Genomic DNA, 19151 nt, shown 5'->3' with positions numbered 1-19151 from the left:
TACCGCCCCGTGGCGACGGGCCTGGTCCGGCTCGGGGCCGCTCGCGATCGGTGCACGGGCATGGGAAGATCAGATCGTGACCCATCTCCACCCGGTACCGGGGAGCCCTGACGGGTTCCGTGCCGTGCGCCTCGAGGGCACCAGTGCGACCCGCCCCGCGGTCCTCGACGAGGCCTACGGCACCGGTGCCGGCATCGGGGACGAGCGGTCCGCGTTCCGGTACACCGGTGCGGGCGACGCCGACCTCACGCTGAGCGGCTCCGCGGTCGAGGGCCGGCGCTCCGGCACGATGGAGCCGCGACCGACGCACATCCTGTTCTGGATCGGCGACGGCACCGCGACGATCACGGACGAGGACGGCACCCGTGACGTGGTCCGGCCCGGCCGACCGTTCCTCCTCGCCGCCACCGCCCGCTACCGGTTCGAGGCCGCGACGAGCCGCGTCTCGATGATGCACCTGTCCGACCGGCTGCTCCGGGCGGCGCTCACCGCGGAGGGCACGCAGGTCGTCGGGCCGCTGCGGTTCCGCCGGACCACCGCGGACGCCGACCTGGCGGAGCTCCGGACCGTGCTGCAGTCCCTCGGGCGGACGATCACCGACCCGGACGTGGCCGGCAGGCAGCGGGCGGAGTTGAACGCCCGGGTCGCCCGGGTCGTCGTCGGCACCTTCCCGGTCGACGTGCCGGCGACCACGAGCAGCGAACGCCTGCGGGACGCCCTGACGTACATCCAGGAGCACGCGCACACCGTGGTCACGCTGGCGGACATCGCCGCCGCCGCGGGGATGAGCGCACGCGGACTCCAGCAGTCCTTCAACCGGTCGGTGGGCGTCTCCCCGCTCTCGCACCTGCGGAACGTCCGGCTCGACGCCGTGCACGACGAACTCGTGCGCTCGGAGCCGCTCACGGCGTCGGTCGCCGAGGTCGCACGGCGGTGGGGGTTCGCGCACCTGGGTCGGTTCTCCGGCGCGTACCGCGACCGCTTCGGCGAGCTGCCGAGTGCGTCCCTGCGTGCCGACCGCGGCGGCAGCGCGGACACCGACGGGGTGGTCGGCACCGGCACCGGCACCGGCGCCGGCTCCTGAACCGGCTCCTGGCTGCACCGGAGGCCGGGCGCGGTTCGTGTCGACCGGTCCCGGTCAGGGCACGCCGCCCGTCGCCAGCCCGGTCAGGCCCGGTACGCGTCCACCGCCGCCCGCGCTGCCCGGACGACCTCGGCGTCGGTCTCGAAGTGCCCGGTCCCGGTGTCCCCGGCGCCCATCGGGACGCCGCCGTGCGCGGTGTCGGCGAGGCGCTTGGCGGACAGGTGCACCGCCGCCGCCCCCGTGCCGAGCAGGACCGGGACGTCAGCGGGTGTGACCCCGGCGCCCGCCATCACCTGCACGTCCCCCGCCACGGCGACCATCCGCGTGATGGTGTCCGCGCCGACGAGTGCGGTCGCGGCGCCGCCCGAGGTGAGGACACGCGCGAAGCCGAGGTCGCCGAGGCACGCAGCCGCGGCCACGGGGTCGGCCGCGTGGTCGATCGCCCGGTGCAGGGTGACCTCCGCACCGGGCACTTCCGACCGGGCGACGTCGATGAACCGGGCGAGCGTGTCCGTGTCGAGCGTGCGGTCCCGGCGGAGCGCGCCGACGACGACGCCGGCGGCACCGGAGCGGAGGACGGCGACGAGCTCCCGCGCCATGAGGTCGACCTCGTTGGGGTCGTGCACGAACCCGCCCGGGCGGCAGCGCACCAGGACGTGCACCGGCGGTCCGACGGCGACGGCGGCCTCGACGAGCCCCTGCGAGGGCGTCAAGCCGCCGAGCTCGAGCGCGCTGCACAGCTCGACCCGGTCGGCTCCGGCAGCGCGCGCGATCGTGGCGCCGGTCGGTGAGGTGACGGCGATCTCGAGTGTCGGTGGCCTGGTCGGCGCCGGGGCCCGGCGGTCGTCGGTGCTCACGCGTGCACGAGCGGTCGGTCCGACGCGGGGATGATCCGGGCGTGCAGGTCCGGCGGCTCCGGGAACGTCCGGTCGAAGGGGAACACCGGCCGTTCGATCCGGTGGTGGCCCAGGCGTTCCAGGTCCTGGTCGACGCCACCGGGCGTGAGCGCGAGCATCCAGTCCGCGGCCATGTCGTACAGCTCGGGTTCGAGGTAGCCGATCTTCACGACGACCAGGTCGGCGCTCCGCGGGTCGAGGTCCAGGTCGGTGAAGTCGTGCTCGTGGTGGTACGGCTTCCGCAGCTCGGTGAGGACGGCGAAGACGCTGCCGACCTGCAGCACGACCTCGGTCCGGGCGTCCCGGTCGCCGTGCTTGACCGCGTGCACCCGTCCGGTCATCGTGAGCGGCCCGGCGTGCAGGTCGTCGACCTCGGCGCCGGCGGTCACGGTGACGGTCGCCCCGACGCCGGCCTCGACGCAGGCGGCGACCGCGGCGGGGCCGGGGACGCTGGCGTAGAGGACGACCGGGCCGTCGGCGCTCCGGAACTCCTCGCGGGCGAGCAGCTGCGTCAGCCCCCACGTCATGTCGCCCGAGCCGCCGGCGGTCGGGTTGTCGCCGGAGTCGGACACGAAGTACGGACGTGCGGCACCGGGGGCGAGGGCGGCGGCCAGGCACTCGTCGAACGTCCCGGTCGGGGCGACGAAGGCGAAGTCCTCGCGGGCGTCCCAGAACGCCCGCGCCAGACGCTCGGCACCGGCGGTGACGGTGGCCTCGTCCCACCCGGTGACGACGGTGACGGCACGGTTCCGCGGCTGGTCCGCCCAGGCGTACCCGACCCAGATCGCTGCGTCGAGCACGCCGTCGGTCGCCTCGACGTCGGTCACCTGTGCGTAGACGGACGCCGCGGGCTCGATCCGGGTGGAGGTCTTCTCGCCCGGCAGCAGGACCGGGACCGGAATCCACGCCTTCACCGGGCGCCGTGCTCCGGCCGGGCGGGTGGTGAGCACGTCGACCAGGTTGCGGACCGCGCGCTCCTTCGTCTCGAGGGCGTCCTCGTGCGGGGCCATCCGGTAGCAGGTGACGAGGTCGCACTGGTGGGCGAGCTCCCGCGAGACGTTGCCGTGCAGGTCCATCGACGCGGAGACGACGACGTCCGGTCCGACGACGGCGCGGATGCGCTCGAGCAGTGTCGCCTCGGCGTCGTCGAGCCCCTCGACCACCATGGCGCCGTGGATGTCGAACCACAGGCCGTCGATCGCGGTCTCGGCGGCGATCGCGGACAGCCGGTCGGTGATCTCGGTGCTGAGCTCCTCGAAGGACTCGCGGAGGACCACGCCACCGGGCAGCGCGTGCCCGATCAGTGCACCACGGAAGTCGGCCCGCTCGGACAGCGGCGCGAGGAAGTCGTAGCGCGCGACCACCTCGTCGCCGCGGTCCGGGTGGAAGGCGGCCGCCGGTGTGCGGGTCGGCGTGAACGTCGACGTCTCGATGGCCAGGCCGGCGATGGCGATGACCGGACGACGGGCGCCGGGGGTGGTTCCGGTGTCAGACACGGGTGCTCCTGTTCCTGGTGGTGCGCAGCGGGACGGGGGTGGACAGCTCCTCGAGCGACGCCGCCAGGCCGCGCTGCAGGGCGAACTGGCCGGCGCCGACGAGCCCGGCGTCGGCCCCGAGCGAGGCGCGCTCGATGACGAGGTGCTGTGTGACGAGCGGGTGGCAGCTCTCGTACAGCTGGCTCCGCACGGCGGCGACGAAGGGGTCGAGGGTGGAGAGGATGCCGCCGAGGGAGACGGCGTCCGGGTTGAAGAAGTTCACGTTCGCGGCGAGGACCTCGCCGAGGTACCGGCCCGCGAGCCGGACGGCACGGGTCGTCTCCGGGTGCGCCTCGGACGCCAGGCGGACGACGTCCTGGGTGGTCGCGACGTCGACCCCGGCCTCGCGGAGGATCCGCACGAGCGCGGCCCCGGATGCGACCGTCTCGAGGCACCCGGTGTTGCCGCACGAGCACGGGGTGTCACCGGCGGCGTCGATCCGCACGTGGGTGATGTCCCCGGCGGCACCGGTCGAGCCGCGGTACAGGTGCCCGTCGATGATGATCCCGGCGCCGATAGCCGACCCGGCCTTGACCGTGATCGCCTGGCGACGGGTGGCCGGCTGCACGGTCTGCTCGCCGGCGGCCATGCAGTTCGCGTCGTTGTCGATCGCGGCGGGCACCCCGAAGTGCTCGGTGAGCCACGCGGCGACGGGGAACCCGTTCCACCCCGGCATCCGGCTCGGCAGGTCGACGACCCCCGCCTCGACGTCGACGGGACCCGGGAGGCTCAACCCGACCCCGCGCAGACCGTCGCGTCCGCGTTCGGTCACGAGCGCGTCGAGGAGCTCCGCCAGCGAGGTCAGGCCGGCGGACGGGCCGTCGGCGAGGGCGAACGGGACGGTCGAGACGGACTCGAGCGCGCCTCCCGGCAGGACGATGCCGATCCGGACGTGCCCGCCACCGACGTCCGCGGCGACCGCGTACTCGTCCGTCCCGCCGATCCGGAGGACCTTGCGCGGGCGGCCGCCCGTGGAGACGTCGGTGCCCTCCTCGGCGAGGATGCCGTGCCCGAGGAGCTGACCGACCACGTGGGACACGGTCGACGGGGCGGCGCCGAGGAGTTGCGCGATCTCGGTGCGACTCGACGCCTGCCCGCTGGCGATGAGTTCGAGGACGCGGGAGCTGAGGTCCGGCACGACTTTCTCCAATCCGCGGCGACGGACGCGCTGACCGCCCGACCCGCCCGAGCCTACGGGGCGGACGGGTCGATCGACGCTTTCCGTCGATCCGCAGAAACACACTATTTACACGGGAACGTTTGTTTTTCCAACGACTTCGGCCATTGACTGTGCGGACCACGCCGACCCTCGCTCAAGGAGTCCACATGACCAAGCCCCGTCGCTGGGCCCTCTTCACCGGAGCCGCGCTCGCGGTGAGCGCACTGCTCGCCGGGTGTTCCGGAGGCGGTTCCGCCACCACCGGCACGAAGTCCGACGAGATCAACTACGCGTTGCCGGCGAACTTCACGCCGAACTGGATCCTGCCGATCGGCACCGCGGCGCACCTCAACACGAACAACGGCTCGATCGCGCAGTCGCTGTACGAGCGCTTGATCGCCTACGACGGGTCCACGGGCAAGATCGCGTGGAACAAGGCCGGGTCCGTCGCGACCGATGCCGACTTCGCCGACGACGGCAAGAGCGTCACGATCACGCTGGGGGACCGGCACTGGTCCGACGGCGAGGCGATCACGAGCCGCGACGTCGAGTTCTGGTTCAACCTCATCAAGGCGAACGCGCAGGACTGGGGCTCCTACTCCGAGGGCAAGGCCCCGGACAACTGGAGCTCGTTCACGACGGTCGACGACACGCACTTCACCATCGCGTTCGACCAGGCGTACAACCAGGACTGGATGCTCGCAAACCAGCTGAGCTACATCATCCCGCTGCCGCAGCACGCCTGGGACAAGACGAGCGCCTCGGCCGAGGTGACCGACGCCGACCGCACCCCGGCCGGCGCCAAGCAGGTGTGGAAGTACCTCAACACCGCCGCCGGCAAGATCGCCGACTACGACTCCGACCCACTGTGGAAGACGATCTCCGGCCCGTACGGCTTGTCGTCCTTCACGACCGCGGGGAAGGTCCAGCTCACCGCGAACGGCAAGTACGACGGTGGCGAGAAGGCGTCCATCACGACGGTCAACCTGCTGCCGTTCACCACCGCCGACGCCGAGACGAACGCGCTGCGCTCCGGAGCGGTCGACTACGGCTACATCAACGCCACCGACCTCGACCAGGAGGACTCCTTCACGGCGAAGGGCTACGAGGTCGACCCGTGGACCGGTTGGGCGATCACGTACATGCCGTACAACTTCAACAACCCGGACATGGGCGCCGTCTTCAAGCAGCTGTACGCCCGCCAGGCCGTGCAGATGTCGATCGACCAGGAAGCGCTGTCGAAGGTCGTCTTCAACGGCACCGCCACCTCGACGTACGGTCCGATCCCGCAGGCACAGGAGTCGGACTACGTCTCCGACGTGCAGGAGGACAACCCGTACCCGTTCAGCACGAAGAAGGCCAAGGCCTTGCTCACCAGCCACGGGTGGACCGCGAAGGGCGGCACCATGGTGTGCACCGACGCCGGCAGCGGCGCGGACCAGTGCGGCGAGGGCGTGGCCGAGGGCACGGAGTTCACGATGCAGGTGCTGTCGCAGTCCGGCTCCACCGTCACCGACAACATGATGAGCGCCGTCCAGTCGTCGCTCGCGAAGACCGGCATCGCCTTCACGATCAAGACCGCGCCGGTGTCGAGCGTCCTCTCGCAGACCCCGACCTGCACGTCGGACGAGGACAGCTGCGACTGGGACCTGTCGTTCTTCGGCACCGCGGGCAGCTGGTACTTCCCGGCGTACCCGACCGGTGAGTCGCTCTTCTCGACCGGTGGTTCGGCGAACTTCGGCAGCTACTCGAACGAGGAGGTCGACGCGCTCATCGACGCGACCACCACCTCGACCGACACGAGCGCCGTGCAGGACTACAGCGCCGCGGTCGCGAAGGACCTGCCGGTGATCTGGCTGCCGAGCCCGGACTACCAGATCTCCGTCAAGAAGAGCGGCCTGACCGGGTTCGACCAGGACTCGCTCGCGAACTTCCACCCCGCCCAGTGGAAGTGGAGCAAGTGAGCCGCTGACGCGGCCACTCCGGGAGGCTCGGTGCGCGCCCGTCGCGCACCGAGCCTCCCGGGTCCTCACCATCCACCCCGACGACGGAAGCAGCATGACCACTGCCCTCTACCTCACCCGCCGCGTCCTCCAGGCGCTCGCGGTGGTGCTCATCGTCACGATCGTCGTGTTCTGCCTGCTGCACGCGCTGCCCGGCGGACCCGCCCGCGGCGTGCTCGGCGTCGCGGCCACCCCCGCGCAGATCGCCGCGTTCAACCAGGCGCAGGGACTCGACCAGGCGCTCCCCGTGCAGTACCTCCGCTTCCTCGGGCGGCTGCTCACCGGCGACCTCGGCACCTCGTACACGCTCAACGAACCGGTGTCGCAGCTCATCCAGGAGCGCATCCCGAAGACCCTCGTGCTCACCGGGCTCTCGGCGGTGCTCGGGCTCGTCGTCGCCATCCCGGTCGGCATGTGGCAGGCAGCCCGACGCAACGGTGCGATCGACTACGCCGCCACCGCACTCGCCTTCGTGTTCTACTCGACGCCCGCGTTCTTCCTCGGGCTCGTGCTCATCGTCGTGTTCAGCCAGCAGCTGCCGTGGCTGCCGTCCCAGGCGCCGAGCGGCACGACCCTCGCCGAGGTGTTCCAGCAGCCGGCCGGACTCGTCCTGCCCGTGCTCACCGGCGCCCTCGCGATGATCGCCGTCTTCAGCCGGTACATGCGAGCCGCGACGCTGGAGAACCTGCAGGAGGACTACGTCCGCACCGCGCGCGCCGGAGGCTCGTCGACGGCGACGATCCTGCGGCGGCACGTGTTCCGGAACTCGCTGACCCCCGTGGTCGCGATGCTCGGCTACTACCTGCCGGTGCTGTTCGGCGGCGCGCTCGTCACCGAACAGCTGTTCAATTACCCCGGCATGGGGCTGCTGTTCTGGAACGCCGCCCAGACCTCGGACTACCCGACCCTGCTCGGCTGCGTCCTCGTGATCTCCGTCGCGACCGTCATCGGCACGCTGCTCGCGGACGTCGCCCAGTCCCTCATCGACCCCCGTGTGAAGGCAGGCCGCGCATGACCACCGTCCAGCTCGCGCCCGAGACCCCCGGCGCCCCCGTCACGGCCGCCGCCACCGGCTTCCGGCTCGCCGCGCGCCGGTTCCGCCACAAGACCCTCGCCGTGATCGGCCTGGTCGTGCTCGTCCTCATCGTGCTGTTCTGCTTCGTCGGGCCGTTCCTGTACCCGACCGACCAGACCCACACGATGCTCGAACAGGCGAACCAGCGCCCGGGCGGCGGCCACCTGCTGGGCACCGACGCCGTCGGGCACGACGTGCTCGGCCGGCTGATGTACGGGGGCACGGTGTCGCTGCTCGTCGGCATCGCCGCGGGTCTCCTGGCGACGGTCGTCGGCACGCTCTGGGGCTCGGTCGCCGGGTACGTCGGCGGCTGGGTCGATGCGACGATGATGCGCGTGGTCGACGCCGGCATCGCGATCCCGGCCCTGTTCATCCTCCTCGTCATCTCGGCGATCACGACCCCCGGCGTGTGGGGGCTCGTCGTGATCCTCGGGTTCGTGTCCTGGCTCGTGCCCTCCCGGCTCATCCGTGCCGAGACGCTGACGCTGAAGAACCGCGACTTCGTGCTCACCCTTCGCGCGATCGGCGGCTCGCACGCCCGCGCGATCGGTCGGCACCTGCTGCCGAACTCGGTCTCGACGATCGTCGTGGCCGCGACCTTCCAGGTGGCGGACGCGATCCTCCTGGTCGCCTACGTCTCCTACCTGGGGCTCGGCGTGCAGCCGCCGGCCACGGACTGGGGCGGCATGCTCTCGGCGGGCCTCACCGCCGCCTACTCCGGTCGCTGGTGGCTCATCGTGCCGCCGGGACTCGCCGTGATCCTCGTCGTCTGCGCGCTGAACGCGGTCGGCGACGGACTCCGGGACGCATTCGACGTGAAGGGCCGCGGATGACCGCCACCGAACCGATCCTGGCCGTCGAGGACCTCGGCGTGCACTTCCGCACCGAGTCCGGTGACGTGCACGCCGTGCAGGGCGTGTCCCTGACCGTGGCACCCGGCGAGACCCTCGCGCTCGTCGGTGAGTCCGGCTCCGGCAAGTCCACCGTGGCGCTCGCCGCGATGGGGCTGCTCTCCGGCAACGCGACCGTCACCGGCAGCGCCGTCGTCGACGGGCACCAGGTCGTCGGCGCCGCCGAGACGGCCCTCCGCGGGCTGCGGGGGAAGACCGTCTCGATGGTGTTCCAGGAGCCCGCGACCGCACTCGACCCGCTCACCCGGGTGGGCGCGCAGATCGCCGAGGTCATCCGGAACCACCGGCAGGTCTCCGCGGGGGACGCCGCCCGCCAGGCTGTCGACCTGCTCCGCCGTGTCGGCATCCCGTCGCCGGAGGAGCGCGCGAAGGCCTTCCCGTTCCAGCTCTCCGGCGGGCAGCGGCAGCGCGTCGTCATCGCGATGGCGATCGCGAACGAGCCGGCGCTCCTCATCGCGGACGAGCCGACCACCGCGCTCGACGTCACGGTGCAGGCCGAGATCCTGGAACTCCTCCGGGCGCTCGCCGCCGACACCGGCACCGGCGTGCTCCTCGTCACCCACAACATGGGCGTCGTCGCCGACTTCGCCGACCGGGTCGCGGTGATGCTGCGCGGGCGGATCGTCGAGACCGGCGGCGTCGAGGACGTGCTCCTCCGCCCGCAGCACGAGTACACCGAGCGGCTGCTCGCCGCGGTGCCGCGGCTCGAGACGGCGGCGTCGGCGCAGGACGCCGCCGGGTCGTCCGCACGCCGCCGAGAACCGCGGCGTGCCGAGGTCACCGAGGCGTCTCGCGTGCCCGACGCTGCCGCGCCATCGGACGGGAGGCCCGACCGCACCCCGGTGGTCGACCTGCGCGACGTGTCGGTCACCTTCGGCCGCGGCGCCCGCGCCGTGCACGCCCTCCGCGGCATCGACGTCGAGGTCCACGCGGGGGAGACCGTCGGTCTGGTCGGCGAGTCCGGCTCCGGCAAGTCGACCGCGGCCCGCGTCGCCCTCGGCCTCGTCCGACCCACCGCCGGCAGCGTCCGGCTGTTCGGGTCCGACCTCCGCCGCACCCGGGGCCGCGACCGCCGCGCGCTCCGGTCCGGCATCGGGGTCGTCCTGCAGGACCCGGTCGCCTCGCTCGACCCGCGCATGTCCGTCGCCGATTGCATCGCCGAACCGCTCGCCGTCCACCGCCGCGGGACGTCCTCGGCCGACCGACGCCGCCGGGTGGACGAGGTGCTCGACGCCGTCCGGCTGCCGCGCTCCCTCGCGACACGGGCCCCGCGGGAGCTCTCCGGCGGGCAGCGTCAGCGGGTCAGCCTCGCCCGGGCGCTCGTGCTCGACCCACGGCTGCTCGTCGCCGACGAACCGACCAGTGCGCTCGACGTCAGCGTGCAGGAGGCCGTGCTCGAGGTCCTCACCGAGCTGCAGGGCGACCTCGGCTTCGCGTGCCTGTTCGTCTCGCACGACCTCGCCGTCGTGCAGCAGTTCGCCGAGCGCGTCGTCGTGATGCGGGCCGGTGCCGTGGAGGAACAGGGGCCCACCACGTCGACGCTCCTGCACCCGACCACCGACTACACGCGACGGTTGCTCGCCGCGGTGCCCGTCCCCGACCCGGTGGTGCAACGGCAGCGCCGGGCCGAGCGCCTGGCCTCCCTCGCCGCGGTGGCACCGTGACGGGCGCGGTCCTCGCCGGCATCGACGTCGGCGGGACGAACACGAAGGTGCTCCTCGCCACCCCCGACCTCGGGGTCCTCGACCGCATCGACCTGCCGACTCCCGCGCACGACGGTGGGGACGCGATCCTCGACGCGGCCGAGGCGGCGGTGCGGTCCCTGCTCGACCGGCACCGGGCCTCCTTGGCGGGGGTCGGGGTGGGCGCCGCCGGTGTCGTCGACCCGACCACGGGCACCGTGCTCGTGACCGCGAACTCGTTCACGGGATGGGCCGGCTACGGCGTCACCGACGCCGTCGCCGCACGGCTCGGGGTCCCGGCGACCCTCGACAACGACGTGAACGCGTTCCTGCTCGGTGAGGTCGCCGCGGGGGCGGTCGCCGGGGAGCCCGACGTCCTCGGCATGACGCTCGGCACCGGGGTGGGCGGTGCGCTCGTCCTGGGCGGGACGCTGTTCGGCGGGCCGCACGGTGCCGCGGGGGAGATCGGCCACGTCCCCGGCTTCGGTGACACGGTCTGCACCTGCGGGGCGCGCGGGCACCTCGAGACCGTCGCCGGTGCCCGGGGCATCGCCGACCGGTACGCCGAGCGCACCGGTCGCCGGATCGGGACGCACGAGGTCGCCACGGCGGCCCGCGCGGGCGACCGGGACGCGCAGGACGTGTTCGCGACCGCGGGGTGGGGCATCGCCCGGGCCGTGCTGCTCACCGCCGGCATCCTCGACGTGACGACCGTCGTCATCGGCGGCGGGGTCGCCCGGTCGTGGGACCTCCTCGAACCGGCCGTCACGGCGGCGCTCGCGGCCGAGCCCCCGGTCAGCGGGGCGGCGATCCGCGTGGAGCAGTCGGTGCTCGGCGCCGACGCCGTGGCGCTCGGGGCGGCGGCGCAGGTGCGGCGGGTCGTGCTCGGGGGCTGACGCCTCAGCGCGGTTTCACGCCCGGACGGTGCGGTGGATGAAGTCGGCCATGCCGGGCACGGTGAAGGCGAGGTATCCCCGGTCCGGAGCGTAGACGTGCCCGTTCTTGATGAGCTCGTTCCGTGAGACCGAGAGGTCGCTCGTTCGTGTCTTCCCGGTACGCGTCACGAGGTCCTGGATCGCTGACGGCCGTCCGTCATCGACTGCCATGGCCTGCATGAGTTCGCGCTGCTTGGGCGTGGCCCGGTCCCAACGCGACTGGTAAAGCCCCTGATCGACTTCGTCCCGTGCTCGGAGCACTCCGGCCGCCGCCGATTCTGCATCGATGCGGTCCTCGACCGACCGTGCGTCCCACACGTGCTTGCCGCACGCCTGCGCGAAGTAGGGGTATCCCTGGATGGACTCGACCGCGAGGTCGAGCGCGTCGTCTGCCCACTCGACGCCTGCTCGCTCCGATGGGTCGGTCAAGGCGAACCGAGTCTCTGCGTCGGTGAGGAGGTCGAGCCGCCGGTAGTCGTACAGGCGTTCCGCGTAGCTCGTTGCGTCGGCGAGTACCGACGGCAGCGACGGTAGTCCGGTGCCGATGAAGAACACGGGCACCGGCCACGACTCCTGGCCGAGAGCGTGCAGTGCCAGGTTCACGGCGTTGAGGTCGTCCTTGGGCGCTTCCTGGAGTTCGTCGATCGCGATGAGGAGTCCCTGTCCGATCTCCCGGAACGCGAGGCCGACCTCTCGCAGGAGATCCTCGAGGTCACGCTCGAGGTCACCGCTGTCAGCGACACCAGCAGTCGGGGCGACGTCGAACCCGAAGTTGTAGGTGCCACTCGGATCGACGCTGATCTGGAAGGAGCGGAACGCACCCAGAGCACGTCGGAACTTCTCCGCCACGGCGGTTCCGAGAGACACCGTGCCGCGGAGCGTCGAGTGGAGCTGTCGGACGACACCTTGCTGGAGACTGCGTTGCCGAGACGCTTCGAGTTTGACGACCGACCAACGCCCGGTCTCGATCGCCCGACGGGCGACCTCGTTCAGCAGGACTGTCTTGCCGACTCCTCGAAGTCCGGAGACCACCACTGGCCGGGCGCCTTCGGCCGTCTCGAGCGTCTCTGCGAGGGTCCGCTCGATGCCGGCGAGCAGCGCATCGCGGCCGGCCAGTACCGGCGGGACGCGACCCGCGCCCGGCTTGAAGGGGTTGATGACGTGTGCACTGCCACTCACTCGGTAAGCCTATCTCAGTGCGTATAAGCAATCTCCTTATACGAGCTCAGAAGACCTTACCGGTTCCCCCCAGGGCTGAGCGCTCTCTGATCTCCGCCCGCTGGTCTCCCGGCTCGGCCCGGTCGGTCGACTGGGAGCATGGCCGGATGACCGATGCGCCGCTCGTGACGCCTGCCCGCCGGAAGCCCGCGCAGCGCGGCATCCTCGTCCCGACGCCCCATCCGCTCAGCACCATCGCGATCGCGGTCGGCGCGGTGGTCCTCATCACGATCGTCGGCTTCGTGCTCGGGGACGTCGACCTCGGGCTCGCGCGGGCGCTCAACGCGCTGCACGTCGGCGCGCTCGGGGCGTTCACGACCGCGGTCTACCACGTCATCAGCCCGGTGCCGGCGATCGGCATCACGATCGTGGTCACGGGCGTCGTCTGGCTCGTCCGTCGGGACGTGCGGCCGGCGGCGGCGTTCGCGGGGACGGTGGCGATCACCTGGGTGCCGTCCGACCTCGTGAAGGAGTTCGTGCAGCGGCCCCGTCCTGACACGTCCGCGCTCCCGCACCCCTTCGCGACGCAGCCGGACCCCTCGTACCCGAGCGGGCACACCGTCTTCGTCGTCGCGTTCGTGATCGCCCTGGCGTGGGTGCTCCGGGACACGCGGTGGCACCGACTCGCGGTGGTGCTCGGCTCGGTCGTCGTCATCGTGGTCGTGCTCGCGCTCACGATCGACGCGGTGCACTTCCCGACGGACACGGTCGCCTCGGTGCTGTGGGCGCTCGCCGTCGCGCCGGCCGCACGGCTCGTCTGGGTGGACCTGGCGATGCCGCGGCTCCCGGTGCTGCGCCGCGCCGAGTACGGGCTCAGCCGACCGCGCGCCTGATGAGCTCGGCGACGGTCCGCTCGTCGTCGAGCGAGAACTCCGGCGTCACCGAGAACGACGTCGGCCAGAACGACCCGTCGTCGAGCGCCGCCGCGTCCTGGAACCCGAGGGTGGAGTACCGCGCCTTGAACTTCGCAGCGTCCTGGAAGAAGAACACCACCGAGCCGTCCTTCGCGTACGCCGGCATCGCGTACCAGAGCTTCGGCGCGAGGTCGGGAGCGACCTCGAGCGCGATCCGGTGAATCCGCTCCGCCAGGCCGCGGTCCGGCTCGGGCATCGCGGCGATCTTGTCGACGACGGACTGCGCGTCGAGGGCGGCCTTCTCGGCCTTCGAGGTCCCGCGCTTGCGACTGGCCTTCACCTCGGCCGCGTGCTCGCGCATCGCGGCGCGCTCCTCCTCGGTGAAGGTGCTGTCCGAGGTCTCGTCGCGTGCTGCCATGGCGGGTCCCTTCGTCGGTGGGCATCACGGTAGCGCCGTGGCAGGCTCGGGTCCATGACCTACATCGCTGCCGACGACCGCTACGACTCGATGACGTACCGCCGCACCGGCCACTCCGGCCTCGACCTGCCGCTGCTGAGCCTCGGCTACTGGCACAACTTCGGCGACGACGTGCCCTTCGAGACGCAGCGCGCCGTCAGCCGCCGGGCGTTCGACCTCGGCATCACCCACCACGACCTCGCGAACAACTACGGCCCGCCCTACGGTGCCGCGGAGGTCAACTTCGGCCGGCTCATGCGCGAGGACTTCGCCCCGTACCGCGACGAGATGGTGATCTCGACCAAGGCCGGTTGGGACATGTGGCCCGGCCCGTACGGCCAGGGTGGCGGTTCCCGCAAGTACGTGCTCGCCTCGCTCGACCAGTCGCTGCGCCGGACCGGCCTCGACTACGTCGACGTCTTCTACTCGCACCGGCTCGACGCGTCCACGCCGCTCGAGGAGACGATGGGCGCCCTGCACACCGCCGTCCAGCAGGGCAAGGCGCTCTACGTCGGCATCTCCTCGTACGACGCCGACCGCACCCGCCAGGCTGCCGCGATCCTCCGGGACCTCGGCACGCCGCTGCTCATCCACCAGCCCTCGTACTCGATGCTCAACCGCTGGATCGAGACCGAGGGACTGCTCGACGCCGCCGGGGAACTCGGCTTCGGCGTGATCGGGTTCACCGCCCTCGCGCAGGGGCTCCTCACCGGCAAGTACCTGAACGGCGTGCCCGACGGCAGCCGGGCCGCAGCGGGGAAGTCGCTCGACCCGTCGACGATCACCCCGGAGGTCGTCGAGCACCTGAACGCGTTGAACGCCGTCGCGGAGGCGCGTGGGCAGAGCATGGCGCAACTCGCGCTCGCCTGGGCGCTCCGCGACGAGCGCGTGACCTCGCTCGTCATCGGGGCGTCGCGCGTCGAGCAGCTCGAGGACAACGTCGCGGCGCTCGCGAACACGACGTTCTCCGACGAGGAGCTCCGCACCATCGACGAGCACACCGTCGGCATCGCCGACGTCGACCTGTGGGCGGGCGCCCGCGCCGGCGAGGTCTCCTGATCCGACGCGGGCCGTCCCGCGCCGTTCCGAAGTGTCACCGACGCACCTGCATTTCGACACCTAGGACGCCGGGTGTCGACGACCGGTCGGAACGGATCGACCGCGGGAATCGCCGGACGGGAGGCTGGGCACCAGCCCGGAACGCGCCTCCCGTCCGGCGGGTACCCTGGACAGGCAATCCAGCAACAACCGTGTATCTACCGGACGCCGGCACCCCGGCGGACAGCGGCGGCACCCGATGGGTCCGCCCGACAGGGGCGGGCCGAGAAGGCACACCCCCACCATGCTCCAACCGCGTTCCACCAGCGCGTCCCTGATCACCCTCGCCGGGCGGTCCTACTTCCCCATCGCCTTCATCGCGCGGCTCCCGTTCGCGATGATGGTCGTCGGCGTCCTGACCCTCGTGGTCGCCGCTCGCGACTCGGTCGCCCTCGGTGGCGTCAACTCCGCGTCCGTCGGCATCGGCTCGGCGCTGTTCGGTCCGCTCGTCGGCGCCGCCGCGGACAAGTACGGCCAGCGGGCGGTGCTCGTCCCCGTCGGGCTCGCCAACGCGGTGCTGCTCGGGGCGCTCCCGTTCGTCGTGCAGAGCGCCGCGCCGGACCTCGCCGTCCTCGCGATGTCCTTCCTCATCGGTGCGAGCGCACCGCAGGTCGCGCCGATGTCGCGTACCCGGCTGGTCGCGATCATCCGCAACCGCATGGACCCGAAGCGGCACGAACGGGTCCTCAGCGGCACGATGGCCTACGAGTCCGCGGCCGACGAGACCGTCTTCATCGTCGGGCCGTTCCTGGTCGGTGTCCTCGCGAGCGCGATCGCGCCGTGGGTCGCCGTGGCCGGGGCCTCCGTGCTGACCTTCGTCTTCGTGACGGCGTTCGCGCTGCACCCCACCGGTCGGCTCACGATCGCGCACGCGTCCGACCCCCGTCCCGCGCCGGCCCGGGAGCTCCTCCGGCCCCGTCTGGTGGTCGTGGTCGTCGGCATCCTCGGCATCGGGTTCTTCTTCGGGTCGACCCTGACCTCGCTGACCGCGTTCATGGCCGACCACGGCGGGTCGTCGCGCGCCGGCCTGCTCTACGGGCTGATGGGCATCGGCTCGGCCGGGCTCGCGCTCGGGTCGGCGGCGTTCCCGCGGGCCTTCCGGCTCGGCTGGCGGTGGCTGGTGTTCGGCGCCGTGCTCCTGGGCTCGGCGATCGTCTTCGCGACCGCGGACTCCGTGCTCGCGGTCGGGATCGTCCTCGCGGTGATGGGCATCGGCATCGGTCCGACCCTCGTCACGCAGTACAGCCTCGGGTCCGACCGCTCGCCGGTGGGCCGGTCGGCGACGACCATGACGATCCTCGGCTCGGCGGTCATCGTCGGACAGTCGATCGCCTCGGCCGTGGTCGGTGAGGTCGCGGAGCGTGCGGGTACGCCCGCTGCGATGGCGTTCCCGGCGATCTCGGCAGCCGTGGTCGTGTTGGCCGCGGTGGCGAACCTGGTGCTGTCCCGTCGGGTCAGCGTGCGCTGACCCGAGGGCGCTCGGGTACCTGCGCCGGTTCTCAGCCGACGGGCCTCCTCCCGCAGAGCGGTCGTCGGGATGATGAGCCCGTGCGTCGCATCACGGTCGTGGGTCTCGGGTCCGTCCTCGCCGTCCTGGTCGCCGCGGGCGTCGTCGTGTGCGTCCCTGGCAGATCGGGGCCGTCCGCGCCGCTCCCACCGGCCGGCGCCTCGGCGAGCACGGTGGGCCGGGCCTTCCTGGACGCCGCCGTCCGCCGCGACTGCGACGGGATGCGGGCGCTGTCGAGCCCCGACGACACGAGCTGGTGCCCTGCGAGCCTGTGGGCCCGGTGGACCGGCGAGGGTGACCCGACCATGCACTCCTGGGGAGGACTCCGGGACGTCTCGGCTCCTGCCGACGCCGGCCGGTGCTTCGTGTACTCCCTCCGGGAGTCCGGGCTCGTCGGGATGGCGACGGGGGAGGGCACCTGGGGGTTCTGCGAGCGGCACACCCGGCACGGATGGCGGATCGTGTCCGAGGGCCAGGCCTAGTTGCCCATCAGGTAGATTTGCCCAATGGGCAAGTTCGGTCTACGTTGGCGGCATGGCAGACGAGGTCTCGTTCCGTGAGCAGAAGAAGGCAGCGATCCGTGACGCGTTGAGCGTGACGACAGTGCTGCTCGCCCGGGAGCACGGGCTCGACAACATCCGTGTCGAGGACATCGTCGGCAAGGTCGGGGTGTCGAGACGGACGTTCGGGAACTACTTCTCGAGCAAGGAAGACGCCATCGCAGACCGCCACGTGCAACGCGTCCGCGCGGCGGCCGTCGAGCTGCTGCAGCGGCCGCGCGAGGAGCCGCTGTGGACTGCTGTCACGGAGGCGCTGCTCGCTCCGTACGAGGCGGAAGAGACGACGGTCCCCTCGCAGGAGGAGCAGAGCGGGCTGCTCGCAGTGCTGTCGACGCCAGGCATGCAGTCCGCCGTCGACCGAGGTGCCCGCGCAGCGAACGCCGTCTTCACGAGCGCCATCGCGGCGCGCTCTGACGCAGCACCGGATGACCCCGTGCCGGGTCTGGTGTCCGCCGCGGCGCTGTCGACCCTGTTGACGACGCTGGAGTCCTGGGCGGCGCGCGCAGAGCCGCAACCCCTGCAGCCGTTCCTCCGAGCTGCGTTCCGACTCCTCGGCGACGGTTTCGACCACCTCCGCTGACCACTGTTCCCACGGATTCCGGCAGAAGGAAGATCACCATGTACGACGTCGTCATCGTCGGAGGCGGACCTGTGGGCGTCTTCGCCGCCTGCGAGCTGAAGCTCGCGGGTGCGAACCCCCTCGTCCTCGAACGCCTCCCCGAGATCAACCAGTGGGACAAGGCGCACGGCTTGACCGGACAGGTCATCCGACTCCTGGACCACCGCGGCTTGTTCGAGCAGTGCGCTGGGACGGCCGTCCCGGCGCCTGCGCCGAGCTTCTTCTTCGGAGCACTGCCCCTTCCCCTCCACGTGCTCGGCGACCACAACCCGATGTACCTGCTCCACATCAACCAGCGTGACCTCGAGCGCGTCCTGAACGACCGTGCGGCAGAACTCGGTGTCGAGATCCGTCGCGGCGTCGAGATGCGCTCCTTCGCGCAACACGACGACACCGTCACCGTCGACGTGGTCGACGCCGCGACCGGTGCGGAGCGGACCCTTTCGGCGCAGTACCTGGTGGGGAGTGACGGGGCGCGGAGCACTGTCCGGAAACGCTCCGGTATCGGCTTCCCCGGCAACACCGACGAGCACATCGTCGACCGCACAGCGCTCATCGCCCCGACTCCGCAGCTGACACCCGCCGGCCCCGGGAAGGTGCACGTCGCCGGTCTGGGGGAGATCGCCGAGAGCTTCCACCGCACCGAGACCGGCGTCGTCACCATCGCCCTCCGCGACCCGGAGCACCCGCTGGTCTACACCGCCGAATGGGAGGACCACCCCGACCGCAGCTTCCCCGGCGACGGAGCAGCCATGACGCTGGCCGAGATGGAGGACAGCCTGGAGCGCGTCCTCGGTGTCCGCGTCGACCTCCAGGCGCCGGCCGCCGGCGAGCCGACGTTGCTGCGCCGTCTGACCGGTCGGAACACCCGCGTCGCCGACCGCTACCGCGACCGGCGGGTGTTCCTGCTCGGTGACGCCGCACACGTGCACTCCGCCGCCGGCGGACCCGGCCTGAACCTCGCACTGCAGGACGCGGCGAACCTCGCCTGGAAACTCGCCGCCGTCCTCCACGGCTGGGCCCCCGCGGGTCTGCTCGACACCTACGAAACCGAGCGCCGCCCGCTCGGGCAACGCGTCTTCATGCAGACCCAAGCACAGACCGCGCTTATGGCGCCCGGCTCGGACGTCACCGCCCTCCGCGACCTGTTCGCCGAGATGCTCACCGACACGACCACCGTGCAGCGCATCGCAGACCTCCTCGCCGGGTCGGACGTCCGCTACGACATGGGTTCGATGGACCCCGACGGCCCCACCGGACGGTTCGCGCCGTCGACGACGGTCGAGCTCGTCGACGGGACCACCCGCAGGATCCCGGAACTGCTCCGCGACGCCCGCCCCGTCCTGCTCGACGCGACGGGCGGACACCGCGACACCATCGCCCCGTGGCATGACCGCGTCGACCACGTGCCACTGGCCACGACGCACGGACAGACCTCGATGCTGGTTCGACCCGACGGCTTCATCGCCTGGTCCGACACCGACCCTGCCTCCCTCACCGAGGCGCTCTCCGCCTGGTTCGGAACACCCGAGCACAACTCCACCGGAACGGTGTGAAG

Annotated in this window: 17 protein-coding genes; 12 read left to right on the top strand and 5 right to left on the bottom strand. The window is 71.9% G+C overall.

The features are described 5' to 3' along the window. Positions 1-76: 76 nt before the first annotated feature. A complete protein-coding gene (locus DEJ32_RS13670; RefSeq protein ID WP_220033031.1) occupies positions 77-1084 on the top strand; it encodes an AraC family transcriptional regulator in 1008 nt (335 codons plus the stop codon). Positions 1085-1167: 83 nt separating this feature from the next. Here DEJ32_RS13670 and DEJ32_RS13665 read toward each other — a convergent pair whose 3' ends face one another. From DEJ32_RS13665 to DEJ32_RS13655, 3 genes are read right to left on the bottom strand one after another with little or no spacing between them, the layout of a single operon-like run. Further along, positions 1168-1941 (bottom strand): copper homeostasis protein CutC, encoded by a 774-nt coding sequence (locus DEJ32_RS13665; protein ID WP_110901656.1) that lies wholly within the window; start codon positions 1939-1941, stop codon positions 1168-1170. Beyond that, positions 1938-3476, bottom strand: a complete 1539-nt coding sequence (locus DEJ32_RS13660; RefSeq protein WP_110901655.1) for a M81 family metallopeptidase — start codon at positions 3474-3476, stop codon at positions 1938-1940. Before DEJ32_RS13660 ends, DEJ32_RS13665 begins: the two co-directional genes overlap by 4 nt. Next, entirely contained in the window at positions 3469-4653 is a 1185-nt protein-coding gene (locus DEJ32_RS13655; RefSeq protein WP_110901654.1) for an ROK family transcriptional regulator, read from the bottom strand. The genes DEJ32_RS13660 and DEJ32_RS13655 overlap by 8 nt, the downstream gene beginning before the upstream one ends. Positions 4654-4841: 188 nt before the next feature. Here DEJ32_RS13655 and DEJ32_RS13650 point away from each other — a divergent pair, with 188 nt between their 5' ends. The 5 genes from DEJ32_RS13650 to DEJ32_RS13630 all read left to right on the top strand — a co-directional run bounded on the left by DEJ32_RS13650 (position 4842) and on the right by DEJ32_RS13630 (position 11241). After that, entirely contained in the window at positions 4842-6638 is a 1797-nt protein-coding gene (locus tag DEJ32_RS13650) for a peptide ABC transporter substrate-binding protein (RefSeq protein WP_110901653.1), read from the top strand. Positions 6639-6732: 94 nt separating this feature from the next. Further along, positions 6733-7692, top strand: coding sequence for an ABC transporter permease (locus DEJ32_RS13645; RefSeq protein WP_110825622.1), 960 nt, complete (start codon positions 6733-6735; stop codon positions 7690-7692). Beyond that, positions 7689-8585: an ABC transporter permease gene (locus tag DEJ32_RS13640; RefSeq protein WP_110901652.1), complete on the top strand. Its 897-nt coding sequence runs from the start codon at positions 7689-7691 to the stop codon at positions 8583-8585. The genes DEJ32_RS13645 and DEJ32_RS13640 overlap by 4 nt, the downstream gene beginning before the upstream one ends. Further along, on the top strand, positions 8582-10327 hold the full coding sequence (locus tag DEJ32_RS13635; RefSeq protein ID WP_110901651.1) for an ABC transporter ATP-binding protein: 1746 nt from the start codon (positions 8582-8584) through the stop codon (positions 10325-10327). The genes DEJ32_RS13640 and DEJ32_RS13635 overlap by 4 nt, the downstream gene beginning before the upstream one ends. After that, positions 10324-11241, top strand: a complete 918-nt coding sequence (locus tag DEJ32_RS13630) for an ROK family protein (RefSeq protein WP_110901650.1) — start codon at positions 10324-10326, stop codon at positions 11239-11241. Before DEJ32_RS13635 ends, DEJ32_RS13630 begins: the two co-directional genes overlap by 4 nt. 15 nt (positions 11242-11256) lie before the next feature. Here DEJ32_RS13630 and DEJ32_RS13625 read toward each other — a convergent pair whose 3' ends face one another. Beyond that, on the bottom strand, positions 11257-12459 hold the full coding sequence (locus DEJ32_RS13625) for an ATP-binding protein (protein WP_110891200.1): 1203 nt from the start codon (positions 12457-12459) through the stop codon (positions 11257-11259). A 146-nt stretch (positions 12460-12605) separates the two neighbouring features. Between DEJ32_RS13625 and DEJ32_RS13620 the strand changes: the two genes are divergently transcribed. After that, positions 12606-13331 carry a phosphatase PAP2 family protein gene (locus DEJ32_RS13620; RefSeq protein WP_110901649.1) on the top strand — a complete coding sequence of 242 codons (726 nt, stop codon included), beginning with the start codon at positions 12606-12608 and terminating at the stop codon, positions 13329-13331. On the opposite strand, the gene DEJ32_RS13615 is transcribed toward DEJ32_RS13620, so the two are convergent. Then, complete coding sequence (locus DEJ32_RS13615) at positions 13312-13770, bottom strand: iron chaperone (RefSeq protein ID WP_110901648.1); 459 nt, start codon at positions 13768-13770, stop codon at positions 13312-13314. The genes DEJ32_RS13620 and DEJ32_RS13615 overlap by 20 nt on opposite strands. A 54-nt stretch (positions 13771-13824) precedes the next feature. On the opposite strand from DEJ32_RS13615, the gene mgrA reads away from it, so the two are divergent. The 5 genes from mgrA to DEJ32_RS13595 all read left to right on the top strand — a co-directional run bounded on the left by mgrA (position 13825) and on the right by DEJ32_RS13595 (position 19149). Next, positions 13825-14868 carry an L-glyceraldehyde 3-phosphate reductase gene (gene mgrA / locus DEJ32_RS13610; RefSeq protein WP_110825616.1) on the top strand — a complete coding sequence of 348 codons (1044 nt, stop codon included), beginning with the start codon at positions 13825-13827 and terminating at the stop codon, positions 14866-14868. Between the two features lie 283 nt (positions 14869-15151). Next, positions 15152-16375 carry an MFS transporter gene (locus DEJ32_RS13605; protein ID WP_220032667.1) on the top strand — a complete coding sequence of 408 codons (1224 nt, stop codon included), beginning with the start codon at positions 15152-15154 and terminating at the stop codon, positions 16373-16375. A gap of 80 nt (positions 16376-16455) precedes the next feature. Further along, positions 16456-16896, top strand: coding sequence for a hypothetical protein (locus DEJ32_RS16320; protein WP_181420682.1), 441 nt, complete (start codon positions 16456-16458; stop codon positions 16894-16896). Positions 16897-16948: 52 nt separating this feature from the next. Beyond that, complete coding sequence (locus tag DEJ32_RS16315; protein WP_181420681.1) at positions 16949-17554, top strand: TetR family transcriptional regulator; 606 nt, start codon at positions 16949-16951, stop codon at positions 17552-17554. A 38-nt stretch (positions 17555-17592) separates the two neighbouring features. Beyond that, the gene (locus DEJ32_RS13595) at positions 17593-19149 is read left to right on the top strand and encodes an FAD-dependent monooxygenase (protein WP_110901646.1); all 1557 of its coding nucleotides are present in this window, start codon (positions 17593-17595) and stop codon (positions 19147-19149) included. Positions 19150-19151 lie beyond the last annotated feature (2 nt).

Origin of the sequence: Curtobacterium sp. MCPF17_046, from assembly GCF_003224295.1 — a bacterium.
Taxonomy (GTDB): Bacteria; Actinomycetota; Actinomycetes; order Actinomycetales; family Microbacteriaceae; genus Curtobacterium.
This window is presented reverse-complemented; position numbering and strand designations above follow the sequence as displayed.